The sequence below is a fragment of the Acinetobacter sp. AND/436 genome, from assembly GCF_049546925.1.
GTDB lineage: Bacteria > Pseudomonadota > Gammaproteobacteria > Pseudomonadales > Moraxellaceae > Acinetobacter > Acinetobacter indicus.
The window spans coordinates 143324-159637 of record NZ_JBMXBO010000003.1; the positions used below are offsets into that span (position 1 = coordinate 143324).

Annotated in this window: 14 protein-coding genes and 2 pseudogenes; 7 read left to right on the forward strand and 9 right to left on the reverse strand. The window is 46.0% G+C overall.

Annotation, left to right across the window (positions count from 1 at the left end):
* Nucleotides 1-1458: an NAD(P)H-hydrate dehydratase gene (locus tag ACPEPR_RS03830; protein WP_286425717.1), complete on the reverse strand. Its 1458-nt coding sequence runs from the start codon at nucleotides 1456-1458 to the stop codon at nucleotides 1-3.
* A gap of 41 nt (nucleotides 1459-1499) precedes the next feature.
* Between ACPEPR_RS03830 and queG the strand changes: the two genes are divergently transcribed.
* The 3 genes from queG (at nucleotide 1500) to bioB (ending at nucleotide 4057) form a co-directional block, all read left to right on the forward strand.
* Nucleotides 1500-2576, forward strand: coding sequence for a tRNA epoxyqueuosine(34) reductase QueG (queG, locus tag ACPEPR_RS03835; RefSeq protein ID WP_423562018.1), 1077 nt, complete (start codon nucleotides 1500-1502; stop codon nucleotides 2574-2576).
* Between the two features lie 120 nt (nucleotides 2577-2696).
* Nucleotides 2697-2912 carry a hypothetical protein gene (locus ACPEPR_RS03840; RefSeq protein WP_005177388.1) on the forward strand — a complete coding sequence of 72 codons (216 nt, stop codon included), beginning with the start codon at nucleotides 2697-2699 and terminating at the stop codon, nucleotides 2910-2912.
* A 143-nt stretch (nucleotides 2913-3055) separates the two neighbouring features.
* Nucleotides 3056-4057: a biotin synthase BioB gene (gene bioB / locus ACPEPR_RS03845; protein WP_016658258.1), complete on the forward strand. Its 1002-nt coding sequence runs from the start codon at nucleotides 3056-3058 to the stop codon at nucleotides 4055-4057.
* Between the two features lie 42 nt (nucleotides 4058-4099).
* Here bioB and ACPEPR_RS03850 read toward each other — a convergent pair whose 3' ends face one another.
* Complete coding sequence (locus tag ACPEPR_RS03850; protein ID WP_075166751.1) at nucleotides 4100-4309, reverse strand: hypothetical protein; 210 nt, start codon at nucleotides 4307-4309, stop codon at nucleotides 4100-4102.
* Nucleotides 4310-4971: 662 nt separating this feature from the next.
* Between ACPEPR_RS03850 and ACPEPR_RS03855 the strand changes: the two genes are divergently transcribed.
* Nucleotides 4972-6606 carry a long-chain-fatty-acid--CoA ligase gene (locus ACPEPR_RS03855; protein WP_163170044.1) on the forward strand — a complete coding sequence of 545 codons (1635 nt, stop codon included), beginning with the start codon at nucleotides 4972-4974 and terminating at the stop codon, nucleotides 6604-6606.
* Nucleotides 6607-6713: 107 nt separating this feature from the next.
* Here the strand turns inward: ACPEPR_RS03855 and ACPEPR_RS03860 are convergent, their stop codons facing one another.
* The 3 genes and pseudogenes from ACPEPR_RS03860 to ACPEPR_RS03870 form a co-directional block, all read right to left on the reverse strand.
* Nucleotides 6714-7313 carry a gamma carbonic anhydrase family protein gene (locus tag ACPEPR_RS03860; protein ID WP_423561944.1) on the reverse strand — a complete coding sequence of 200 codons (600 nt, stop codon included), beginning with the start codon at nucleotides 7311-7313 and terminating at the stop codon, nucleotides 6714-6716.
* A gap of 70 nt (nucleotides 7314-7383) precedes the next feature.
* The gene (gene paaX / locus ACPEPR_RS03865; protein WP_168393930.1) at nucleotides 7384-8331 is read right to left on the reverse strand and encodes a phenylacetic acid degradation operon negative regulatory protein PaaX; all 948 of its coding nucleotides are present in this window, start codon (nucleotides 8329-8331) and stop codon (nucleotides 7384-7386) included.
* 60 nt (nucleotides 8332-8391) lie between these two features.
* Nucleotides 8392-8622 (reverse strand): annotated as a pseudogene (locus ACPEPR_RS03870) (phenylacetate--CoA ligase); the annotation flags it as partial.
* Between ACPEPR_RS03870 and ACPEPR_RS03875 the strand changes: the two are divergent.
* Nucleotides 8611-9636: pseudogene (locus tag ACPEPR_RS03875) on the forward strand (MFS transporter); the annotation flags it as partial. The pseudogenes ACPEPR_RS03870 and ACPEPR_RS03875 overlap by 12 nt on opposite strands.
* Before the next feature lie 267 nt (nucleotides 9637-9903).
* Nucleotides 9904-10398 carry a Dps family protein gene (locus tag ACPEPR_RS03880; RefSeq protein ID WP_005177343.1) on the forward strand — a complete coding sequence of 165 codons (495 nt, stop codon included), beginning with the start codon at nucleotides 9904-9906 and terminating at the stop codon, nucleotides 10396-10398.
* 152 nt (nucleotides 10399-10550) lie between these two features.
* On the opposite strand, the gene ACPEPR_RS03885 is transcribed toward ACPEPR_RS03880, so the two are convergent.
* The 4 genes from ACPEPR_RS03885 to ACPEPR_RS03900 all read right to left on the reverse strand — a co-directional run bounded on the left by ACPEPR_RS03885 (nucleotide 10551) and on the right by ACPEPR_RS03900 (nucleotide 14084).
* Nucleotides 10551-11207: a hypothetical protein gene (locus ACPEPR_RS03885; RefSeq protein WP_104492281.1), complete on the reverse strand. Its 657-nt coding sequence runs from the start codon at nucleotides 11205-11207 to the stop codon at nucleotides 10551-10553.
* 437 nt (nucleotides 11208-11644) lie between these two features.
* Nucleotides 11645-12088 (reverse strand): hypothetical protein, encoded by a 444-nt coding sequence (locus tag ACPEPR_RS03890; RefSeq protein ID WP_423561945.1) that lies wholly within the window; start codon nucleotides 12086-12088, stop codon nucleotides 11645-11647.
* A 110-nt stretch (nucleotides 12089-12198) separates the two neighbouring features.
* Nucleotides 12199-12384: a hypothetical protein gene (locus ACPEPR_RS03895; protein ID WP_160241384.1), complete on the reverse strand. Its 186-nt coding sequence runs from the start codon at nucleotides 12382-12384 to the stop codon at nucleotides 12199-12201.
* Nucleotides 12384-14084: an FAD-dependent monooxygenase gene (locus tag ACPEPR_RS03900; protein ID WP_168399611.1), complete on the reverse strand. Its 1701-nt coding sequence runs from the start codon at nucleotides 14082-14084 to the stop codon at nucleotides 12384-12386. The genes ACPEPR_RS03895 and ACPEPR_RS03900 overlap by 1 nt, the downstream gene beginning before the upstream one ends.
* Nucleotides 14085-14515: 431 nt before the next feature.
* On the opposite strand from ACPEPR_RS03900, the gene ACPEPR_RS03905 reads away from it, so the two are divergent.
* Nucleotides 14516-15736: a multidrug effflux MFS transporter gene (locus ACPEPR_RS03905; RefSeq protein ID WP_160241386.1), complete on the forward strand. Its 1221-nt coding sequence runs from the start codon at nucleotides 14516-14518 to the stop codon at nucleotides 15734-15736.
* The last annotated feature ends 578 nt before the right edge of the window (nucleotides 15737-16314 follow it).

Sequence of the window (16314 nt, forward strand, 5' to 3'; positions counted from 1 at the left end):
TCACCTGTTCACGACCTGATAAATGGCCTGATTCATCTGCTGTGCCTGAAGTCCGCGCATACCGGATTCCGCCAGTACATCTCCAGCTTGCGCATGTAAAGTGACAATCTCATGTAAACTGAGTTCAGTATGATATTGCGCTTTTAAACTGGCGATCATGCCGGACAGGACATCGCCCATGCCACCTGTGCCCATTCCGGCATTGCCGGCAGTACATAGCCAGAGCTGATCTTCCAGAATCAGGCTGCCCGCGCCTTTAAGCACCCACTGGCCGCCATAACGAGCCTGTAATTCCTGAATAGCCTGTAAGCGGTTCTGCTCAACTTCCATTGTCGTTAGGCCTAAAAGTTTCGCCGCCTCACCCGGATGTGGCGTTAAATAACTACCTTCAGGTAACTGCTGCGGATGTGCGGCCAGAAACCATAAGGCATCGGCATCGAGTACCCGTTCCAGTTCAGCCTGTAACAGTTTCGGCAACCACATCGCATATTGACAAGCCGCCCAGTCATCACGTCCAAGTCCCATACCAAAACAGATGGCATCGACCTGCTGTAGCAGCTGTTCAATGGCATCATCCTGCAAGCTGTTAATATCACGCAGCATGATATTCGGAGCGCGACTTAAAATAGCCGTATGATGTTTGGCATCACAAACCACGGTCACTTTGCCACAACCGGCCGCAAACGCTGCTTCCGCCGCCATTATTACCGCGCCACCCATATCAGCATGACCGCCGACCACTAGCACATGCCCATAACTGCCTTTATGACCAAAAGCCTGTCGTGGTGGCAACTGAATCTGGGTGGGTGCCAGCTGGGCGATGGCGTGTAATTCGGCATCGGGAGGAATGGCGGCAATCAGCTCCACCTGTCCAGCGTAGGCTTTGCCCTTACCGGTAAAGAGTCCAGCTTTTAAACCCAATACGCTATAGGTCAAATCGGCCTGAATCGCACAGGGTAAAGGCTGACCGCAATTGGCATCCAGGCCACTTGGAATATCAATCGCCACTTTCAAGCCGCGCTGCTGATTCATCTGATGAATAATCTGTTGCCACTCAACGCTCAGTTCACGATTCAGGCCAATCCCAAACAGCGCATCGATATAGACCTCATACGACTGCTGAAACTGAAAGCCAGATTGAATATCCAGGCCAGCCGCTCGAGCCTCGTGTTCAGCCTGCTGCAAATCAGGCGAAGGTCCGGGTTCAGCCGCATAAATATGCACCTGAAAACCAGCCTGCTGTAAATATTTGGCCAGCAGATAGCCATCTCCGGCATTATTGCCCTGCCCGCAGCAAACCGCCACTGTCTGATATTTATGTTGCTGTAAAACGGGAATGACACGCTGGGCAATTGACCAGGCCACCTGCTGCATCAGACCATAAGACGAGTTTTGCCGAGCAAACCAGCGCTGCTCCCATGCTTGAATATCACGGCTATGATAAACTTGTGGATGCATTGTTTTTCCCTTGTTTTGTCATTATGAACTCATCGCCTGCCATGCAGAATATTCCGGTCAGTCAACTTGATCCCGTCCAGTTAAAAGCATGGATTAAAGCGCAGGCTTTAGCACTGGGCTTTGCTGATTGTGTCATTGCCCGGCCCGATGCTCAAGCAGAATTACCCCGTTTGGAAGCCTATTTAGCACAAGGTTATCAGGCAGATATGCATTTTCTGGGCGAAAATCTGGAGAAACGTGCCAACCCGGCCTTACTGGTGCCGGACACCAAAAGCATTATTTGTGTGCGCATGAATTATCTGGTCGATCGGCCTACACCACGACACGTGCCAGATGCACCCAATAGCGCCATTATTGCGCGTTATGCCCGCGGCCGCGATTATCATAAAGTCATGCGCGGTCGTCTTAAAACTCTGGCCAGCCGAATTCGGGACAAAGTTGGTGATTTTGAATCGCGCCCTTTTGCCGATTCAGCCCCGATCTTTGAAAAATCGCTGGCCGAAAGTGCCGGCATGGGCTGGACCGGTAAACATACCCTGCTGATTCATAAAAAATCCGGCTCATTCTTTGTATTAGGTGAGCTGTTTAGCTCGCTTGAGTTGCCGTTTGATGAACCGGCCACGGCGCACTGCGGTTCCTGTAGCACCTGTATCGACATCTGCCCGACCAAAGCCATTGTCGAGCCCTACGTGCTGGATGCTGGTAAATGTATTGCCTATTTAACCATTGAATATAAGGGAATTATTCCTGAAGAGTTGCGCCGGCCGATTGGCAACCGGGTTTTTGGCTGTGATGACTGCCAGTTAATTTGCCCCTGGAACAGTTTTGCCCAGCTGACTCCGCTGGATGATTTTGCCCCGCGTCATGGGCTAGACCGGATGAGCCTGCTGGAACTCTGGCAATGGGATGAAGCCACCTTCCTGGCCTGCACCGAAGGCAGTCCACTCAGACGGACCGGTTATCAGAGTTTTAAACGCAATATTGCGATTGGTCTGGGCAATGCGCCTTATTCCGCAGATATTATTGCCCAGCTGCAACAGGCCAAAACGCTGCATGATGAGGTGGTGAATGTGCATATCGACTGGGCCATTCAGGAGCAGTTGACCAAATCTGCATAATTTTTCATTTCTTTACCTGAGCTCACAGATCCCCACACAAGCCCTACAGCGCGTGGTACTGAATTGTGGCTCAATAGAGGAATCCAACAGAAAAGATGTTGTCATCAGGAGGAATTTATTATGCAAACGCATCATAAAAACCAACAGCAGCAGAAACAACAGCAAAAGCAGGAACTTGAACAGCAGACTGAACATTTAAAACAGCAACAGCAGCAACCCCAAGGGCCTATTGATAGCCCTAAAAATAACCAGCATGAACAGGATGACCGGATGCTGAATAAACAGCATCGCGCCGATCTGCAAAACCAGAACATGCACGGCAATCATCGTGAATAATGCTGAAGTTCATGTTCCCTCGCTCAACAAAGTCCACTTCAGGTGGACTTTGTTTTTGGATTACGTCATATTTTGCTAATGAAGCGTCTGCCGCTTTTGCTTAATATGCAGTATGCAAAATATGGATAATTAGGGACAGACTTATGAGCAGTATGCGTCCGGTACGTAATGATTGGTCTCGTGAAGAAATTGAGGCACTTTATCAGCAACCGTTTTTAGATTTGGTTTTTGAGGCGCAGCGTGTACATCGTGAGCATTTTGCTGCCAATACCATTCAGGTGAGTACCTTACTCTCGATTAAAACCGGTAAATGCCCGGAAGACTGCAAATACTGCTCTCAATCGGCTCATTATGATTCACAGCTGGAAGCTGAAAAACGTATTGCCGTTGAAAAAGTGATTCAGGAAGCCAAGGAAGCGCTGGAATCAGGTTCTTCACGTTTTTGTATGGGCGCAGCGTGGCGCAATCCGCATGAACGCGATATGCCTTATGTGCTGGAAATGGTGCGTGAAGTAAAAGCGCTGGGTCTGGAAACCTGTATGACACTGGGTATGCTGAACCAGTCTCAGGCAGAACGCCTGAAAGATGCCGGCCTGGATTATTACAACCATAACCTCGATACTTCGCGCGAATACTATGCCAATATTATTAGTACCCGCAGCTTCGATGACCGTTTAAATACCCTAGAGCATGTGCGTAATGCCGGCATGAAAGTCTGTAGCGGCGGTATTGTCGGTTTAGGTGAAGATACTCAGGACCGGATTGGCCTGTTACATGAACTGGCCACCTTGCCGATTCATCCGGAATCTGTACCGATTAACATGCTGGTGCCAATTGAAGGTACACCACTGGCCGATGTAGAAAAACTCGATGTCACCGAATGGATTCGTACCATTGCCGTGGCGCGCATTATCATGCCAACCAGTTATATCCGCCTGTCTGCCGGTCGTGAATCTTTATCTGATTCAGATCAGGCCCTGGCTTTTATGGCCGGTGCCAACTCGCTGTTCTCGGGTGAAAAACTGCTAACCACCCCAAATGCCGGTGAAGGTAAAGACCGTCAACTGTTCCAGAAACTGGGACTGGTGGCGGAAAAAGCCAAACCGACCGTTCAGGAACTGTCGGTAGATGCGATGGCGGTTTAATCCGCATCACACGAAAAAGCCCATCTTCTGGATGGGCTTTTTTTATGAGGTAATTAACAGGCCATAATTGGCATTCAGATACATGCCCGGTTTAATCAGATCGGCACCATTGGCATGATACACCGTGAGCTCCTGCTTGATGACATCAAAATGAAAGGCATCAAAACAGTCCTGATGCTGACACAGCCAGGCCAAGGTATCGCTGAGCTGATCATCTACAATATAGGTCGGGGCATTAAAATCTTTGGCCATGTGCACATTCAGTTATAGAGAGATGACAGGATTTTAGCCTGAAACGGCAGTAAATAAAGCAGCTTGGAATGAGATTTAAATATTTAAAGGCGGAGATGAGCCTGCGCGAATGTTGATGCAGTGTATAAACAAAAAGAAGTGAGTCTAGCCCACTTCTTTGTTGAATCTGGTTTGATCCCCTCTATGATTTATTGGCCCCACACTTACGACACTCAATATGCGCACCAATTTCCTCCATTTGCTCATATTCATAAATATGTAAGCAGAAAAAGTTTTTTAATAATTGAAGCATCCTAACACTCCTATTTTTGATTATTTTTTCATTCAGCTTCTTGCCGCTTATTTCATCCTGAAACAAGCATAACCAAAATTGGTTATACTCATTTTTTAACACATTTTTTAAAAAGATCAAGTGTTATTTCAAGGACTTCTTTTGAACGTCATTCATCATACTTATTGAAGCTTTTACTCTATATTCAACTAGCTAGCGCATTTTTCGGTTTAAGTCTGCACAAAACAGATTTTTTGTAATCCCCTCTTGATTTCATCACGCAAGTGTTTAGGATGAAAAAAACAGCCTTTTTCGGCAATGATGCCTCGGAAAAGTAGTCAAGAAACAAGACATTATTTAAACAACAAAAAAATGGAATAAGGATATCAACATGCTTGGACGTATGATGTATCAACCGTTATTAATTAGCTCGCTGATTGAACATGCAGCACGCTATCATGGCGATACACCCATCATTTCAAAAAATACCGATGGCAGCATGAGCAGCACTGACTGGGCCGCTGTGGCAGAGAATGCCAAACGCTTTGCCAATGCCCTGCAAGCCTTAGGGCTAGAGCAGAGTGACCGTGTGGCGACCATTGCCTGGAACAATCATCGTCACCTGGAAAGCTGGTATGCGATTTCCGGGAGTGGTCTGGTCTGCCACACCATTAACCCGCGTCTGTTTCCTGAACAGCTGATTTTTATTATTAATGATGCTCAAGACCGGGTGGTGATTTTTGATAAAACCTTCCTGCCGCTAATTGTCGGGGTAAAACAGCATTTGCCGCAGGTGGAGCATTTTATCTGTCTGGATGCACCGGATGATGCGGTCCGGGAAAAATTGCCTGAAGTTCAGTTTTATGATGATTTGATTGCCGCCCAGTCCAAGACATTTGACTGGCCAGAACTGGATGAGAATATGGCCAGTTCCCTGTGCTACACCTCAGGCACCACCGGTAATCCAAAAGGCGTGCTCTACAGCCACCGTTCCACCTTGCTGCACAGTTATGGCATCAGCCTGCCCGACTCCCTGAATTTATCGGCCAAAGATGTAATGCTGCCGGTAGTGCCGATGTTCCATGTCAATGCCTGGGGCACGCCATATGCTGCGGCGATGGTTGGCTCAACCCTGGTGTTGCCGGGACCGGGGCTGGATGGTGCCAGTCTGGTACAGCTCATTGATAATTATAAAGTGACGGTGGCCTTGGGTGTGCCGACCATCTGGCAAGGTTTACTGGCCGCAGCCAAACAGGCTGGCAGCACGCTGGAAAGCATGAACCGCAATGTGGTTGGTGGCTCGGCCTGCCCGCCGGCGATGCTAAAAACCTTTAAAGAGCAGTATAACTGCGACACCATTCATGCCTGGGGTATGACCGAAACCAGTCCGCTAGGTTCTGCCAACCAGCTCAAAGCCAAGCATGAACTGCTCAGCCCTGAAGAGAAAACCCAGTTACGACTGTCTCAAGGTCGTCCACCATTTGGGGTAGATTTACGTCTGGCTTCGGCAGAAAAAGGCACCGACTTGCTACCACGTGATGGCCAGACCACCGGCAATTTACAGATTAAAGGCCACTGGATTATTGAGCGTTACTTTGGCAAAGAGGAATCTGCCCTGACCAGTGATGGCTGGTTCGATACCGGCGATATTGCCAGTCTGAACAGTGATGGTTTCCTGCACATTAGTGACCGTTCTAAAGACCTGATTAAATCGGGTGGTGAATGGATTTCATCGGTAGAACTGGAAAATCTGGCCATGTGCCATCCGGAAATTGCCATGGCTGCAGTGATTGCCGCCAGCCATCCAAAATGGGATGAACGTCCGGTAGTGATTGCCATGAAAGTGCCGGACAGCCAGATTACCGAAAGCGAACTACTAGATTATTATGCCGATAAGGTGGCCAAATGGCAGATTCCCGATAAGGTTATTTTTGTTGACAGTATTCCGCTCAGCGGGACCGGCAAAATGCTGAAAAAAGATTTACGCGAACAATATGGTCAGGTGCTGATGGAAGCGCCCGTGTAAATATTGGTCTATGTAGAGATAAGATAGAAAAAGCGCTGATAGATTCAGCGCTTTTTTATGGGATCAACAATGCGATATACCTAAGGATCACTGCTATTTATATTCACTTAAGCGTGTTTTTTAATTACATGCTCGGCAGAAAAATCACGATAGCTACGGCGTGAAGCGGTTTGTTCAGGTAATGGCTCGACCTCGTGCATGCTCTGCAGACAGCGTGCAGTCAGTTCAATATATTGCTGGGTGCCATGACGTTTCCAGGCAATTTCCTTGTCTTCCAGTGGCCGCACCACCTTAGCCGGACTGCCAAGTGCCAGGACATTGGCCGGAATCTGGGCTTTGGCTTTCACGGTACTGTTGGCGCCAATAATGGTATTTTCACCAATTTCCGCTTCATCCAAAATCACGCTATTCATGCCAACCAGTACGTTTTTACGAATGATGCAGCCATGCAAAATTGCCTCATGTCCGATATGGCCATATTCTTCTACCAGCGTCACGCTGTCTGGAAAACCATGCACGGTACAGGAATCCTGCACATTGGCATTTTGCTGAATATGAATCCGGCCAAAGTCGGCACGTAAGGCAGCAAATGGGCCAATATAAGCCCCGGCTTCAATAATCACATCGCCAATAAGTACAGCAGTTGGATGCACATAAGCCTGTGGATGCACCACAGGAATCACACCATCAATGGAGTAACACGGCATATTTTATTCCTTTAAAATAAGCGGAGTAGATGCTTCCCCGCCACGAAGCAAGGAAGCTCTATGAATAGACTCAAGCCAATGAGCTGGGTTCTTCTATTTTAATACCGCCAAAACGCTTCAAGAATTGCGGATGCGCCGGTGGCATTGAACCTTCCGACGTGCGCGCCAGTTCCATAAAGAATTCTTCTCCGGCACTGACCACACGCTGATACAGGTTGCTACTTAAGTTGCGTGCATTCAGCGATAACCAGTCCGATGGTAGCAGCTCAAACGGCAGGTTCGGATCTTTCAGCAAAATCCGGCGATACTGATGAATCAGCAAAATCCGGATCTGGAAGGCCTGTACCGGGTCCAGTTCATCTTCGGCATCAACCAGATTCAGAAATTCACGGAAATCACCCATGAATTTTTCATAACGCTGATGCAGTTCAGGCACCGGCCAGTTGGTTGCCACCATGCGTTTAATGGTTGGATACGACTCCTGCCATAACTGCAAGGTTTCAGCTTTAAAGATCACCACCTGATCGGTCATTTGCAGATTCAGTAGCAGATTTTGCAGTTTCAGATGATCACAACCCGGATAAGCCATCACGTTGGTGGCAATATTGGCAAAACCGAGCCATTCCAGTTCTTTCTTTAAAATGGCTTTATTTTCCAGCTCGACCGAACTGAGCAGTACCAGATCCCATTTCTGATCCCATTCCTTGTGCTGGAAGCTGTAAATTTTCTGGTCCGCCATAATAAAACGCTGACGGCTGTTTTCGGTAATACGGTAATAACTGGTGCGGCCAATTTTTTCCGACACCAGCCAGCCGTTTTGTACCAGACGAAATACGGCGGTACGTACCGAACGTTCATTCAGGCCAAACACATCCATCAGCTGGATCAGGCTGGCCAGACTGATAATCCCACCGCGATGAAAAATACAGTCACCAAATACGGTCATAATCAGCGATGTGCCACTTAAGGCTTCATGCTGAATAAAATCATCAATACTTTGTTTTAATTTTGGATTCATTGCGATGTATTCACACCCTGTTTGTGAGGGCAATTGACCGCAGTCAATCGCCCACTGAACCTATGCAGACTTTCGGATATCAAATACCCGCTGCGCCTTACCTTCTGAGCGTGGCAGGCTGCCTTCCGGCAACACATCCACCGTCACGCTAATGCCCACCATGGTTTTAATCTGGGCTTTTAACTGCCCGGCCAACTGGTGCGCCATAACATCATTGGTATCTTTACGCATTTCTGCCTGAATATGCAATGTGTCGAGGTGTCCCTGTTTACAAATATGAATCTGATAATTCTGTTTTTAGCACGTTTAAGTGTCGGCGCCGGTGAAGCGGCCCTGTCACCTGCCTTCTACTCGATTGTGGCTGACCTGTTCCCGAAAGAAAAACTTGGCCGTGCTTTAGGTGTTTATGCGATTGGTGCCTTTATTGGTTCTGGTCTGGCCTTCCTGATTGGCGGCTACGTGATTGGCTTATTAAAAGAAGTCGATTTTGTGGTATTGCCAATAATTGGTGAATTAAAAACCTGGCAACTGACTTTCTTTATTGTCGGTTTACCAGGTGTTTTATTGGCCCTGGTGATGATTCTGACCGTACGTGAACCCAGCCGTAAAGGTGTGAAAGTCGGTCAGGATGGTGAAGTCGTTAAAGCCTCATTTAAGAACTCGGTGGCTTTTATTAAATTGCACAAGAAAACCTTCTTCTGTCATTTTATTGGCTTCTCTTTCTACACCATGATGCTGTATTCGTTATTAGGCTGGGCACCGGCCTATTACATGCGTCATTTTGGTCTCGATGCCAGTCAGACCGGTTATGTCCTGGGCTGTATTATTCTGGTGGCGAATACGGCGGGGGCGCTGTTCTGCGGCTGGCTCATCGACTTTTTCTCCAAACGTGGCTATAGCGATGCTGCCATTCGTGCCGGTGCTTTGGGCTGTGCAGCGCTGATTATTCCAAGTGTGCTGTTTACCCAGGTAGATAATCTGTACTTATCGTTTGCACTGATTTTTGTGGCGATGTTCTTCTCGACCTTCCCGATTCCAGCCTCGGCTGCCGCGACACAAATGCTGACCCCCAACCAGCTCCGTGCTCAGGTTTCTGCCAAATTCCTGCTGATCTCCAACCTGATTGCCTTGGGTGTGGGTACTACGGCTGTGGCTTTAATTACCGATAACTATTTTGAAAACACACTGATGGTTGGCAACTCGATTTCAATTGTCAATGCAGTGGCCGGTGTGATTGGCGTATTCCTGCTGTATAAAGGTTGTCGCTATTATCGTGACAGTATCCAGCATGAAAAATTGAACTAAGTGCTCCATCCCTGATGAAGAATGAGCCGGCCTCATTCTTCATTTATTTCTGGCAGATCATCCATCCTATCTCATCTTCCCTGTTCAAATTGACTTTTCTATCTCCTGATCTGCGCGTTTTCAGCATCTTCAAAATTCATCTGATTTCTGGTGATGATGCTTATACAGTATTACTACCATCTGCAATCTTTTTGCAGCCGCAACTGTGCTACATTCATGTATGTTGATCATCTGATTCCTTATAACGACAAGCTTTGGGAGCGACTCATGGCGAAAATGAAAAAAGCATCGATGCATATTGATATTGGTATTTCTGAAGATAATCGGGCCAAAATTGTTGAAGGACTTTCCCGACTTCTGGCCGACAGTTATACCCTGTATTTAATGACCCATAATTTCCACTGGAACGTGACCGGGCCGCAGTTTAACAGTCTGCACACCATGTTTATGACCCAATATACCGAGCAATGGAATGCGCTGGATGTTATTGCCGAGCGGATTCGTGCGCTGGGTTTTCCGGCACCGGGTACCTATAAAGAATTTGTGAAACTGGCATCAATTGAAGAAGTCGAAGGTGTACCAAAAGCCAATGAAATGGTGGAGTTATTGGTTCGTGCCCATGAAACAGTTGCACGGACCGCACGCAGTATTTTTGATGTGGTGGAAGAAGCCAATGACCAGCCAACTGCGGATGTACTAACCCAACGGCTGGAAGTACATGAAAAAACTGCCTGGATGTTAAGAAGTCTATTAGAAGAATAAATAGATGAAGAATAAAACCGGGGCAATGCTCCGGTTTTATTTTGGGTGATTTTAGACGCTGCTGATCTAAAGTGAGGATCAACAAACAAGGATCAGCTGCTAAGTTTGGTGTTCAAAAAAACCAAGAAGAAACCGCCCGAAGACGGCTTGTTTTAGAAATGGTATCGAATACCCGCTTTATAAGTTACTCCATTTAAATCCAGCTCATCGGCATTACCCGCTACACACTCACCCTCGAAGCACACTTTGGCATCTCGGTTGAACATCCATTGATAGCCAAATGCACCAAACATATCAACCTGTGGAGATACTTTATACCCTACCTCCAGCGCTGCCGGAATTGTGAAATATTCTAATTCAACGCTTACGCGTCCAAAATCAGGATCGGTTTCGCTTTCATCAAGCCAGCTATAGCCAAGACCTAATGATGCTGCCGAATACAACTTTGCGCTTTCCAGAAATTTGTATTTATAACCGAATGCAAATTGATTGTAGTCAATATCTGAACTTTGGAACATATACTCTGCCCAAAGGCTGGCTTTAGGATGTACCTGATAAGCAGCATTCACAAATAAGCCATCAAAAGATTCGGTTCCGAGAAATTCATCAGAGCCTAACTTTGATCCGGCATAGCCAAGCGCAATAGAAAATTGATTTGTATTATTTATTTGAGAGCTGCTTTCATGATGTACATAATCTGGACTGGTACCGATTACAGCAGGCGATCCTTTACTAAAAGTTAATGGTTTTTCAGCAACTGCAGCAGTAGAAATAACCCCGATAGCTAAAGCTAAAATTAATTTTTTCATTATATTTCCCCCATTTATGGTTGAGATAAGATACTAAGTATTTGTTAAAAAAGGAACTCTCTTAAACTAATTTTGCTTAACACCATAAATTTTCAGCATAAACTCTTCTAGCCCCCTTTCTGAATGAATCATTTTAAATATTTTTAAGCTGCCTATATGGCAGTGAACGCAGGCATCACAAAGTATTCGCGCTTTTGGGATTTCTAAGCTGCCTATATGGCAGTGAACTTGATTATGCTAAACATGGTGAAATTAACAAATTTCTAAGCTGCCTATATGGCAGTGAACTCTCACCATTGGGGATTCGCTACGAGGTCAACTTCCTAAGCTGCCTACATGGCAGTGAACCATGTTCACGTTTACCAAATAGCGGATTTGCTTTTCTAAGCTGCCTACATGGCAGTGAACATTTGCTGGATCGAAACGCGGCCTCCCTATTAAGTCAGTACCGGATGCAATCCTTTTAACTTCTGGATCAGGGTTTTGACCTGCTCAAGTGGTAATTCAAACACTACTTTGTTCTGCCCATCAACTTCAAAACGAATATAATCATTTGTATGTGCCTGATGATGAGACACAGCACAGAAAGCTTGCTGCGGTGCAACCACCGGAGAATGACGCTGGATTAAATGCTGATACTGGCGAAATATCCGCTGATTTTCCTGTTCAATAAAATTATTTAACGCCGCATAGCTATAAAAGGAACAGGTGCCTTTTTTAATATAATCAATTTTGCTTCTATGTTTTAAGCGTGCATTTTCATTTAAATACGCCAGCCATTGCCTTGCTGTTTTTATGGGTAAAACATGCGCCAGATAATCCGCGGCTTGTAGACGCGTTAAATGCGCATCTGTATTTGAGATTAATGTCACTGTGGTCATAAGCATCAAACCATCTTAAATCCTTTTAAAACTGCCGCACCCGGTATAAAACGGAGTGCGGCCAATCCTGACTTTATTTTAAAACCTAGTTTGCAAAGGCTAATCTCATATTAGTCTTCAAAAACTTTGGCCTGATTAATCAGCTGGATAAAAGCTGAACCATCCTGAATACTATTGGCACTTAAAAGTGCCAGTTTGACCAAAAACAGTTCGCGTTTTTCCGGTGCAACCCGATCAATACTTTCTGCCAGATAGTCATAGACCTGCTCTAATTCCTGAATCGCAATATCACGCATTACACACCTTCCTTGCTTGTGCTGAATTGTTCAAAAACTGCTGAAATTTGCCCTGGCTGATAGCTTAACCAGCGTCCATTAATATGATGATCCGGTCGTACCAGATAAATACTGCCGACATCGCCACAGAAACGCTCGGCGGCAAGCTGCGCATTGATGGCAACGCTCTGGTCTGCCGCGCTGGCCTCCTGTCCATCTAGTGTCAGTGCAATCAGCTGTACGGGCAGCTGCTGTTTTAACTGGGCAATTTCTTCACTTAACGCTGCACTTAACTGACCCTTTTCTGCCAGTATCAGCACAGTAAACTGACCGGTAATGACATCATATAAATACTGACCATTGTCCAATTTCAGATTCGGGAACAAGGCACCATTTTCAGTCTGTTCCGCCATCTGGGCATTATCATCCTGCTGGCTGTTCAGCGGTGAATGGGTATAGGCATGTGGTCGTGAAGTCCGCCAATGATATAAAGGTCGTACAAACTCATGCTCTAAAGACAATGACAGCACCGCATTACGCAGCAAACGGAAACCTTCTGTAGGAGGCGCCATAAAACGGGTTGATTTGCTGGCTTCAGCAATAATTTCCCGCGCTGCACCCACCCGGTCGAAAGTATAACTTTCCAGTAATTTCTCAGACGCCCAGCCCTGAATCACAGCGGCCAGCTTCCAGGCTAAATCAAAAGCATCCTGAAAACCGGTATTGGCACCACGTACCCCAAAAATTGGCAACAGATGGGCCGCATCACCCACAAAAATCACCCGGTTATGTACATAATTGCTTAAGGTTAAAGCACGCGCGGAATAGACTGTGCTCCAGTCCATTTCCCAGCTTAAATGATCTTTACCAATCATTTTTAACTGGTCATTGACCGCTTTATTCAGGTTTTCTGGTAACAGCGCTTCTTCAGGGCTAATGTTCGGATCCAGCTGATAGTCAAAACGCCAGATATCATCCGGTTCACGGTGCATCAAGATGGTATTGCCCGGATTCCAGTCCGGTGAGAAAAAGGCCAGACGCTCGGTCGGATAATCCAGTTTAATGCGGATGTCAGCAATTACAAATTTGCCTTCATAGCTGGCCCCTTCCATACGCAGGTTCATACTTTCACGCATAAATGAACGGCCGCCATCTGCCGCAACCACCCATTTGGCATGGTGCTTATATTCTCCTTCTGGGGTATGCAAGGTTAAAGTGACACAGTCATCTACCTGCTGCTGTGCGACCACTTTATTGCCCCAACGCACTTCAATATTGTCATGCTGCTCAATGGCTTGCAGCAAATAATCTTCCAGCCAGTTTTGCTGCAGGTTATTTAAAGGGGCGAACTGGTCATGCTCATGTACAGGCGATGCCATGCGAAACGCCACCTGACCTTTATAAATAGAATTACCATGCGTCCACGGCAGTGCTTTTTGCATGATTTTTTCAGCCGCACCGGTAGCATGTAAAATTTCCATTGAGCGTTTGGTATAAACCAGTGCACGGCTGCCTTCAGACAGTTGTTGTTCTGCCGACAGTAAAATTACTGAAATCCCCTGCTTGGCCAGCAGCAGCGCAGTCGACATACCAATTGGCCCCGCCCCGACAATGGTCACACTGTCCGGCTGTGCGGTGGTATCGCTGGTGCTATGAAAATAAGGATAGACCTTATATTGATAATACAGAGACTTCCTTGGTTGCGTTTCAGGTGAGTGCATACAAACTCCTTATTGTCCTTTTCATTTTTTCAGCACGCGGGCTGTGCTGCTCCACACGGTTTTCTCAACGGTGCGACCCCACAAAACAGCCTGCGCTGGTTTAATTTCATCCATTCACAGAATCATAATGAATTCTTGTTTTTCAAACAACCGTTTGATAGATTTATTAGCAAAATAATATTTCAGTCTTCTCGACCAGTAAATAAAACTTAATTCATTGATTTAACAAGAAATGATTAATTTTTTATCGCAAAAGTGGATGTCGATACAACAATCAAATATGTAATTTATTGATTGAAATTTCAAATAAACATCCACATTGTTGTAAAACGCCCACTGAAACGGCTGCAATAGTGGGCCAGCAAGTTGAGATAAAGACTGAAATAGTGGATCAGGCCGATCCTCCACTTACTTGAAGGAATCTTGCACTCATGGATGATACTCAACACGCGCGCGCCTATTCGCGGGGCTGGCTGCTGTTACTGACCTTGTTAACGGCTTTCAGCTCCTTATCGACCGATATGTATTTGCCAGCCTTACCCATCATTGCCCAGGAATATGGGGTAACCACCCAGCATGTGGCCAATACTCTGGCGGCCTATTTTCTGGGTCTGGCCTGTGGGCAGTTATTTTATGGGCCTTTAAGTGACCGCTTTGGCCGGAAACCACCCTTATATTTCGGGCTGGCGCTGTATATTGTGGCCAGTCTGTGCTGTGCCTTGGCGCCCAATGAAACGGTCTTGCTAATCTGCCGGGTATTTCAAGCACTCGGAGGCTGTGCCGGTGTGGTCATTGCCCGCGCTGCCATTCGGGATCGGCTGGATATTCGCGAATCGGCGCAGGTATTTTCCAGCATGTTGCTGGTGATGGGGCTAGCACCGGTACTGGCCCCTGCCTTCGGGGTGTTGCTGATTCAATATTTTCACTGGTCCAGTATTTTTTATTTACTGACCCTTATTGGCGTGCTGACCTTGATTTTGGTGCATTTGTATTTTCAGGAAACCTTACCCGTAGACAAACGCCATGTGGTGCCTTTTAAGCGTATTTTGTATAGCTATCTAAAACTGTGTCAGTCACCAACCTTTAGCCTGCCAATGCTGGCCGGCGCCTGTTCCTATGGCATTATTTACTGTTATTTAAGCGCATCTTCCAACCTGTTTATTGATTTTCTAGGCTTATCCAAACAGACCTTTGTCTATTTATTTGCAATTAATGCATTTAGCCTGATTGTATTTTCCTCCATGAATAAACGCCTGATTCGCTCCTTTACCGTGTATCAGCTGTTTAAAGGTGGCTGTTTTATTCAGCTGAGCGGAATTGTCATGATCAATCTGTGTGCCTGGCTGAATTTCCCCAATTTATATGTGATTATGCTGGGGCTGTTTCTGTTAATTGGCGGGATTGGGATTACCGGCCCCAACTCAATTGCGATTGTACTGCATAGCCAGTCCAGTCAGGCCGGTCTAGCCAGTGCCTTAATGGGTTGTGTCCAGTTTCTGACCGGCTTTGTGATGGGGATCATTCTGTTCTTCCTGCCGTTTAATATTTTGCAGAATATTAGTCTGACCACCCTGATTGCCATCACCATCAGTTTATTTTTGGCCTATCAAAATATACAGGATCGTGCGGCTTACCCAACCTTATCCCGCTAGGGTTAAGATGATGCACTAAACAGATGACATTTCATGAGAAAACCGGCTTTTAAAGGCCGGTTTTTATTTGTTCATTTTAAATAGTGTATTCAGCGCAGTTGTTCGCTGAGAAAAAATAAAAACTGTAAATTCCAGACTTAAACCGTTATTGATGTTGATAGATGATAAGCAATTCCTAGCGTCACAGCGCCGCAGTGGAGATGACCCACCGGCAAAAGATTGAGATCGATGGAAATGAGTGATCAATCCTTTCAATACGCGATCACTTACCCCGATAAGCTCATCGTTTAAGAAAGAGATTTAATCCTTCAACAGGATCAATCACCAAGTTAAAGCCAAATTTTCAGTGTTGGTCGATGCGCAATATTTTTCTTTTTTAATTGAAATCTTTTCCCAAAACCGACAGTGCTTTGATAAAAGAAGTGATGAACGTTTTTTTATTTAAGTATCTGTAATGATAAAAAATGATGATTAAAGCAAGATACTCAGTCATAAAAACCTGCTCAGTCTGCATCTGTTGTAGAAGATTTAGAGGAGGGAGAATATATCAAAACCCGCATCAACAGATTGGGTTCATA